The 8171-nt window shown below is 30.5% G+C and carries 8 protein-coding genes; 5 read left to right on the top strand and 3 right to left on the bottom strand.

Features of this window, described 5'->3' with window-relative positions:
* Positions 1-182 (top strand): hypothetical protein (locus BUA21_RS14795; protein WP_200796571.1); only part of this gene is annotated, 182 nt, incomplete at its 5' end.
* A 116-nt stretch (positions 183-298) separates the two neighbouring features.
* On the opposite strand, the gene BUA21_RS13800 is transcribed toward BUA21_RS14795, so the two are convergent.
* Positions 299-1147, bottom strand: a complete 849-nt coding sequence (locus tag BUA21_RS13800; RefSeq protein WP_158281691.1) for an acyl-CoA thioester hydrolase/BAAT C-terminal domain-containing protein — start codon at positions 1145-1147, stop codon at positions 299-301.
* 49 nt (positions 1148-1196) lie between these two features.
* On the bottom strand, positions 1197-1781 hold the full coding sequence (locus BUA21_RS13795) for a helix-turn-helix domain-containing protein (RefSeq protein ID WP_072745409.1): 585 nt from the start codon (positions 1779-1781) through the stop codon (positions 1197-1199).
* Between the two features lie 211 nt (positions 1782-1992).
* Here BUA21_RS13795 and BUA21_RS13790 point away from each other — a divergent pair, with 211 nt between their 5' ends.
* Together BUA21_RS13790 and BUA21_RS13785 are read left to right on the top strand one after the other, a co-directional pair.
* Complete coding sequence (locus BUA21_RS13790; protein WP_072745408.1) at positions 1993-2730, top strand: DUF4184 family protein; 738 nt, start codon at positions 1993-1995, stop codon at positions 2728-2730.
* A gap of 17 nt (positions 2731-2747) precedes the next feature.
* Positions 2748-3278, top strand: coding sequence for a YcxB family protein (locus tag BUA21_RS13785; RefSeq protein ID WP_072745407.1), 531 nt, complete (start codon positions 2748-2750; stop codon positions 3276-3278).
* A 186-nt stretch (positions 3279-3464) separates the two neighbouring features.
* Here the strand turns inward: BUA21_RS13785 and BUA21_RS13780 are convergent, their stop codons facing one another.
* A complete protein-coding gene (locus tag BUA21_RS13780; RefSeq protein ID WP_072745406.1) occupies positions 3465-4460 on the bottom strand; it encodes an AraC family transcriptional regulator in 996 nt (331 codons plus the stop codon).
* Positions 4461-4676: 216 nt separating this feature from the next.
* On the opposite strand from BUA21_RS13780, the gene BUA21_RS13775 reads away from it, so the two are divergent.
* Positions 4677-6431, top strand: coding sequence for an ABC transporter ATP-binding protein (locus BUA21_RS13775; protein WP_072745405.1), 1755 nt, complete (start codon positions 4677-4679; stop codon positions 6429-6431).
* Entirely contained in the window at positions 6415-8136 is a 1722-nt protein-coding gene (locus tag BUA21_RS13770) for an ABC transporter ATP-binding protein (RefSeq protein ID WP_072745404.1), read from the top strand. Before BUA21_RS13775 ends, BUA21_RS13770 begins: the two co-directional genes overlap by 17 nt.
* Positions 8137-8171 lie beyond the last annotated feature (35 nt).

Genomic DNA, 8171 nt, shown 5'->3' with positions numbered 1-8171 from the left:
AATTATCAAGAGATATAAACAGCAGTGTTAATATAGCTAAAAAAGATAAATTATTGTCTGGTTCGGACTATGTTGATTGGGATTTATACAACTCAACATATACAGCTAAATGGAATTTTAAAAAAAGCAAAATTCTATTTACTGGTCATACGTTAGAGAAATCTAATATATGGATGAATTAAATCGAGAAGGTGATACTTCTTGAGCAAAATCTATTTGTATAAATATATTTTGATATATTTGAGTAGGTTTTGTAGAACGGTGGAATAATCTGCTTTGTAACTGCTATCCTCTGTTCCTATATCCATACTTTCTCAATCCATTGAACACATGCATTTCCCATTTCTATACGTTCTTTTGCACATTCCCCTGGATACTCCCTTTCTGACTTAATAAAATATCGAATCTCAGAGCCAAAGTATTCCATCATCATATGACTCATATGTGCATAACTAATGTGTTTATGTGCATACGGAAAATGCTTCTCGTCAAGACGTTTCATCAAATTCTCGCCGCTCTCCTTCGATGGCCAAATTGTGTCCTTCTCAACAGATAGTATCAGTATTGGTCCTTGAATTTTTTCTATTGGGATGACAGATTCAGGATTTACTGTCTTTCCTGTGTTTACTTCCAGTATATTAAATTCCTTTTTCTTCCACAACATTTTCAGCATATGGAAACGTCGCTTCTTATACGGTGTATATGGGAGTTCTCTATCTGCATAACTCCAACAACTCGTGCCTGAAGGCTTCTTGTTTATCATTCCTTCACTGTAAAACCATGAGGGCGTTTTCGCTATGACACAAGATATTATAGGATACTGTATTGCGGCAGCAAATGCATATTCCGTACCCTTAGAAATTCCCTCGACTGCAATCTTCTGATAACCATTTTGATTCAGCCATTTGATTGCTGCCCCAATGCGTTCTAACGGAACTCTGTCCAGATATTTCTGCGTATTTTGCGTTTTAAAGTAACCAAGAGCCAAGGCAGGGATTCCCCTATCTTGCAGATATTGTGCACATTTTCTCGTATATTTTAGTCCGCCCTCGCTGCCACTAATAACAACTACCACCTTATCTTTTCGATCTGGGATGGGATAGAGAACTCCATCCCAGATTTTTTCCGAGATGTTTTTTGTATACATGATGATGTCCTCCTTAACAAAGTGATTTTTCATAAATACTACTATTTGCCTATATAAGTTGATAGAATAATCCATGCTTTGTGCAATACCAAAGTAGCATACCATGGCCTCGTTTAGATATGCGTGTCTGTATATTCCATTCAGGATATTGTTTGATAATTTGTATTTTATCACCTGTTGCAAATGCTAAAAATGAGATATAGTGATCTTTTGTCATTGAATGTTCAGATGAAATAAACCATTCATCTTCAACAATTTCTACATTTAGCTTTTCCTTATCGGTTGCTTTTTTTGGAACTAATTCTTCTAAAACTCTGCTACAACATGATATTACAGCGTTTCCTGTGCTAAGGGTAATATTACCACAAAGGGGACAAACATAATATTTTGTGTTCTTCATATTTCCTCCTACAAATTCATTAGAAATTAAATCTCCAGATAAAATTTCTTTTATGTTTACATTTAATAGCTCAGATAGTTGGATAAGCAATGAAATATCAGGGCAGCCTAATCCTCGTTCCCATTTTGATATTGTTCTGTCTGAAAGATTCATAGCATCTGCTAACTGCTTTTGAGTCATATTCTTTTCTTTTCGAAGTTTATAAATTAGAGTGCCTATTTTCGTGTAGTCCATTATTTATCCCTCCTCTTGTATTATATTATAAAGAGCATGTCATATAATATCAACAAACTATCCGTAGAGTTATGCATCAGATGCGTTGGAGATAGTTCATTTTGCATTTATAAGAAACAGTTGCCTATTTTTCTTCTTTTATAATATAATAAAAAGTATCTCAATATGATTTTACTATGAGTAATATAGAAAAAATAAAGTAGGTGAAGATATGGCTTTTACTTTAGCTCATCCAGCAGCGGTAATTAATTTTACAAAAAAACACAAATCATATATAAATAATGCTGCTATGATTCTTGGAACTATGGCACCAGATTTTGAATATTTTATACATTTTAAGCCTATGAGTGTGATTGGTCATAGTATAAAAGGGTTTTTATTAATAAATTTACCTTTGGTTATTTTATTATATTTTATTTTTTATAAAGTTATAAAAAATGACTTTATTTCAAACTTACCTAGGAGAATAAATCAACATCTAAATGTATTATATAATGACAAAATAAAATTAAATAGTTTTAAGGAGTTTATTATTTTTTCATATTCATCTTTTATAGGGATGGCAACACATGTAGTATGGGACAGTTTTACCCACAAAAACGGATTTTTTGTAAACAAAATAGATGTATTATCTAATACTATATTAAATATACCAATATACAAGTATTTACAACATGGCTCTACCATATTAGGTTTCATGATTATAATTGGATATATACTAAAGTTAGAAAAAATTCAAGTCTACAATTACGATATAGATGAAAAAATAAAATATTGGCTACAGGTAATATTAATAAGTATCTTTATATTTCTTATTATTTTTATAATAAAGGGAAATTTTTCTATTGGTGAAATAGTAATAGCTATTATGAACAGTGGATTTTTGTCTGTATTGTTAATTTCCTTAATCAGACTTAATCTAAAAAAGATAGAAAGTAATCATTATTAGTTATGGGAGGTATAGACGTGAACGATAATAAATTATTTACAGTAAAAACTTCTATGGGAAAAGAAGACTATCATAAGTTTTTATATATAGCTACATTCTTAAGGAGCAAGATGATAATCCCTTTTATACTCTTGATAGCTGCCTTGATGGCTGCTTTTCTTGCTTATGGTGACAATCAATTTAATGTAACAAAATTTATTGCCTTGTGGATTTTGTTAGCTATGGTAGCAATTCTTACTATAATTTTTAAGGTTGAGAGGAGAAATAAGCAGCGAATTAAAACTGACAAAACAGGAGTATTTAATTCACAAGAAACATTAGATTTCTACGAGGATTATTTAATTATAAAGAGCACAGTATTTGAAGGGGAATCTAAGATTAAGTATAGCCAGTTCTATCAAGTATTAGAGTCAAAAGATTATTTCATTACTTATTTTAATATGAATCAGGCTTCTTTAATTAGAAAAAAAGACATGGATAAGGAAACCATTGAAATGTTGAGATCTTTATATGAAAATACAATGGGGAAAAAGTATAAAAGGATATAATTTATAAATTTAAAGAAAACCTTTGGAGGCCTGCTCCTCAAACCATTTCAAACGAAAATCCCAAAATTTAGTGCTGTAGCTGCTGAAATAATTTTATAGAATTTAATTTTTCGGCATAGTAATTGTCCATACTTATTATCCTTTCTCCTCATGGTTTCTTCATGGTAAATTTGCTTTCTTAAATAATTATTTTTTATAAGTTGATTTTTTGCAATCACAAATTATAGGAGACATTCTATCTCCAAAGGCTTTAACCTCTTTTGGATATATTCCTTTATACCTTTTGAAAAGAGTTGTGAATCTACTTGGCGAGTTATATCCAACTGATTTTGCAATATCTTTTATTTCAAGGGAAGTTGTTAATAAAAGGTTTTCTGCTATGTTCATTCTCTTCCTTTGAGTATATTCTGTAATACTCATTTTATATCTTTGTTTAAAAGCTGTCTTTAATTTTGTACCACTCATAAGGGAAATATTTTCAAAAAATTCTTGAGGAATATCAAAAGCATAGTGATCATTTATATAAGCAGCTACATTTTCAATTGCATTTTTATCTATTTCTGCAAGTGGATCTTCTTTAGATTTATTCATATATTCATTAAGAGTAATACTAAGCCATTCTTTAGCTTTAGCTTCGAAGAAAAGTTCAGCTGAAGTAGAATCCATAGTACAATGTAAAATTTCATGGGCCAATTTGCTAATGGGTTTTGTAATTTCTGTACTAGTTTCCAAGAAAATTTTTGTAGCCTCATGTTTATTAATATTTAGTTTTTCTATAAGCCAATTTTCAATCATCTTCTCTTTAAAGTTAATGCCAACACTAAAAAAAGGATAGTTGCCATGGAGTAGAAATCTCAAATCTTTCTTATTTGCATCCATAACAAACATAGAATTAGAAGTCATATTTTGATATGGGTTAACCCATTCGCCATTTGCGGTAATAATGTAAGTGGATATTAAGCTTATATATTCACTAATATCAGGAGAAGAGGTCATGATAAAATCTCTTATAATAAAAAAGTTATGAATATCGATAATAAATTCACTGGTTTCATAATACCAATAAATCCCTTTATAATTCTCACTGTTAATCATATAAGTTGTGCCCGCAGGAGAATATTTTTCACAAAATTCACATCTAGTATACCCCATATTTTCTAATAATTCTTCAATAGTTTTCATAAAATCACTCCTCAAATATCACGATTAGACAATAACACAATTGGACATTAATCTTTAAAAATATTGTATCATAGTTTTTAAATTGGTACAATATTTTTATTGAATACTCTCTAAATTAAGGAGATAAGTATTTAAATCTGTATAGTTACAATAAATATATCATAACTATTATAAGGACTATTCTGTCCAATAGTGATATTAAATAGGAGGGGGAAAATGAAAACATACAAAAAACTTTTAAGTTATGTACCAAGACAAAAATACTTAAGTGTTATTGCTATTTGTTTTTCTGTTTTATCTGCCTGCTTGACAGTGGGATCATATTATTTTATTTATGGGTTTTTAAATAAACTCCTGGTTCAAGGAGATACTTTACAAGCAAAAAAATATGCAATTATAACGACGGGAATGCTTATTATAGGAGCACTTCTGTACTTAGGATCAGGATATTTTTCTCATGTCCTTGGATTTAGACTTGAAACAAATTTACGCAAAAGAGGAATTGATGGGTTAGCAGATGCAAGCTTTCGATTTTTTGATCTATACCCTTCAGGACTTACAAGAAAAATCATTGATGATAATGCTCAACAGACGCATATGATTATTGCGCATTTGATTCCTGACAGCTCCTTAGCAATGCTGATGCCAATTCTTGCCATAGCACTTGGGTTTGTAGTTAGTTTAAGAGTGGGAATTATGCTTCTTGTCCTTACTCTTCTAGGAATTGTAATTTTGTTTTCTATGATGGGTGAACAAAAATTTATGGAAATTTATCAAAAGTCTTTGGAAAAACTAAGTGCAGAAACAGTAGAGTACGTTAGAGGGATGCAAGTAATAAAAATCTTTGGAGCAAATGTACATTCCTTTAAAGCCCTTCACAAAGCAATAACAGATTATGCAAAGTATGCCTATGAATATTCCCAAAGTTGCAAAAAACCATATGTATGGTTTCAATGGTTTTTCTTTGGAATTATGGCAATTCTGATTCCATTAATTTTGATCTTCATAGATATAAACATAGATCCAAATTTTTTAGTTGTGGAATTAATTATGACTTTCTTTTTAAGTGGTGTACTATTTGTGTCTTTTATGAGGATTATGTATGTAAGTATGTATAAGTTTCAAGGTAATAATGCAGCAGACAAATTAGAAGAATTATTTTCAAATATGCAGAAAGACAAACTGGAATTTGGAACAGAAGAAAAATTTAAAGATTTTAATATTGAGTTTGAGAATGTAAGCTTTGGCTATAATGAAGAAATGATCATAAAAGATTTGAGTTTTAAATTAGATGAGGGGAAATCTTATGCACTTGTAGGTTCGTCGGGAAGTGGGAAATCTACCATTGCAAAGTTGATTTACGGGTTTTATAAGGTGGATAATGGAGCTATTAAGATAGGAGATAAACCTTTAGAAAACTATACACAAAAGGCTCTTATTGAAACTATTGCTTTCGTATTTCAAGATGCAAAGTTATTTAATAAAAGCATTTATGAAAATGTAAAACTTGCCAAAAAAGATGCAACAAAAGAAGAAGTATTATATGCCCTTCATCTTGCAGGATGTGATTCTATATTAGATAAATTTAGGACAAGAGAAAATACAATTATAGGCAGCAAGGGAGTTTATTTATCTGGAGGAGAAAAGCAGAGAATAGCTATTGCAAGAGCCATTCTTAAGGATGCAAAGATCGTTATTATGGACGAAGCTAGTGCAGCAGTGGATCCAGAAAATGAACATGAATTACAACTTGCTTTTTCAAATCTCATGAAAGGCAAAACTGTTATTATGATTGCTCATAGGATGACAAGTATACGAAATGTAGATGAGATACTTGTATTGGAAGATGGAAAAATTATAGAACGTGGTACAGATAGAGAGCTAATGAATAAAAATGGTAAATATAGAGATTTTCAAAATCTTTATGGAGTGGCAAATGAATGGAGGGTTGGATATGAAGAAGTTCTTTAAGAATAGATTTGCTCTTACAGATCAAGGGGCAAAAGATATTACAAGGGCAACAATGTCAAGTTTTTTTGTCTATTGTACAAATATGATTCCAGCTACATTGCTTATGCTATTTATAGATGAATTAGTACTGGGAAATGTAAAAAGTAAGGCTCTTTATATAGGCTTATCTCTTGGGACCTTGTTACTTATGCATATTCTTTTAGGATATGAGTATGATTCTTTGTATAATGCAACTTATGAGGAAAGTGCAAATTTAAGAACAGAAACAGCTGAAAGTTTAAGTAAACTTCCCCTATCTTATTTTTCAAAGCATGATTTATCAGATTTGTCCCAAACGATCATGAGTGATATTGAAGGGATAGAACATGCAATGAGTCATTCAATTCCAAAGGTTGGAGGGTTTTTAATCTTCTTTCCGATTATATCTATTATGATGCTAATAGGGAATATAAAATTAGCCCTTGCAGTTATTCTACCAACTCTACTAAGTTTTATATTAGTGGTTTTATCAAAGAAGGTTCAGGTCAAAGGACATGAAAAGTATTATAAGGTACTTCGTGAAAACTCTGAAAGCTTCCAAGAGGCAATTGAAATGCAACAGGAAATAAAGAGTTTTAATTTATCTTCTGAGTTAAAAGCAATGCTTTATAAAAAAATGGATGAAAGTGAAAACATTCATTTAAAGGAAGAAAAAAAACTAATTTTAATTATGGGTTTATCACAAGCTTTTGGATTTATAAATTTAGCCATTGTCATACTAGTAGGAGTTTCACTATTTTCAACAGGAGAGATAGATATTTTATATTTAATAGGATATCTTCTTGCAGCTATGAAAATCAAAGATGCAGTGGATGCTTCAAGAGAAGGTGTTGCTGAAATTTTTTACCTTGATCCCAAGATAAATAGGATAAAGGAAATTAGACAGTCAAATATTCAAGAAGGACAAGATACTAAAATTGATAATTTTGATATTAAGTTACAGAATGTTTCTTTTTCCTACGATAAAGATAACATGGTATTAAAGGATATCTCTTTTACAGCAAATCAAGGAGAAGTTACAGCACTTGTTGGAGCAAGTGGTTGTGGAAAGACCAGTATACTAAGACTTATCTCACGACTTTATGATTACGATAATGGGAAAATCACCATTGATGACAAGGATATTAAAGATATATCTACCAAATCTTTATTTGAAAAAACATCTATTGTTTTTCAAGATGTGATTTTATTTAATAATTCTGTCTTAGAAAATATAAGGGTTGGCAAAAAAGATGCAACAGATGAAGAAGTGAAAGAGGCTGCACGCCTTGCTAATTGTGAAGAATTTATAGAAAAACTTGAAAAGGGTTACAACACCTTTATTGGGGAAAACGGAGCAGAACTTTCAGGTGGAGAAAGACAAAGATTATCTATAGCTAGAGCTTTTTTAAAAAATGCTCCTATTTTAATATTAGATGAGATAGCAGCAAGCCTTGATGTAGAAAATGAAAAGAAAATACAAGAAAGTTTAAATAGGCTGATGAAAGACAAAACTGTAATCATCATATCTCACAGATTAAAATCTATTGAAAATGTAGATAAAATAGTAGTTATAGATGACGGTAAAGTTGAAGACTTTGGAACACATAAAGAGTTAATGGAAAGCTCTAAGATATATAAAGGCTTGATTAGAAGTTCAAAATTAGCCGAAGAATTTAAATATTAGGGAGGAGAAAAATATGAATGATAAAAAATTAAAAA

It is taken from the genome of Sporanaerobacter acetigenes DSM 13106 (genome assembly GCF_900130025.1).
In the GTDB taxonomy this organism is placed as follows: Bacteria; Bacillota; Clostridia; order Tissierellales; family Sporanaerobacteraceae; genus Sporanaerobacter; species Sporanaerobacter acetigenes.
Note: the sequence above shows the minus strand (reverse complement) of the source record. Positions and strands in the feature narration are given on the sequence as shown.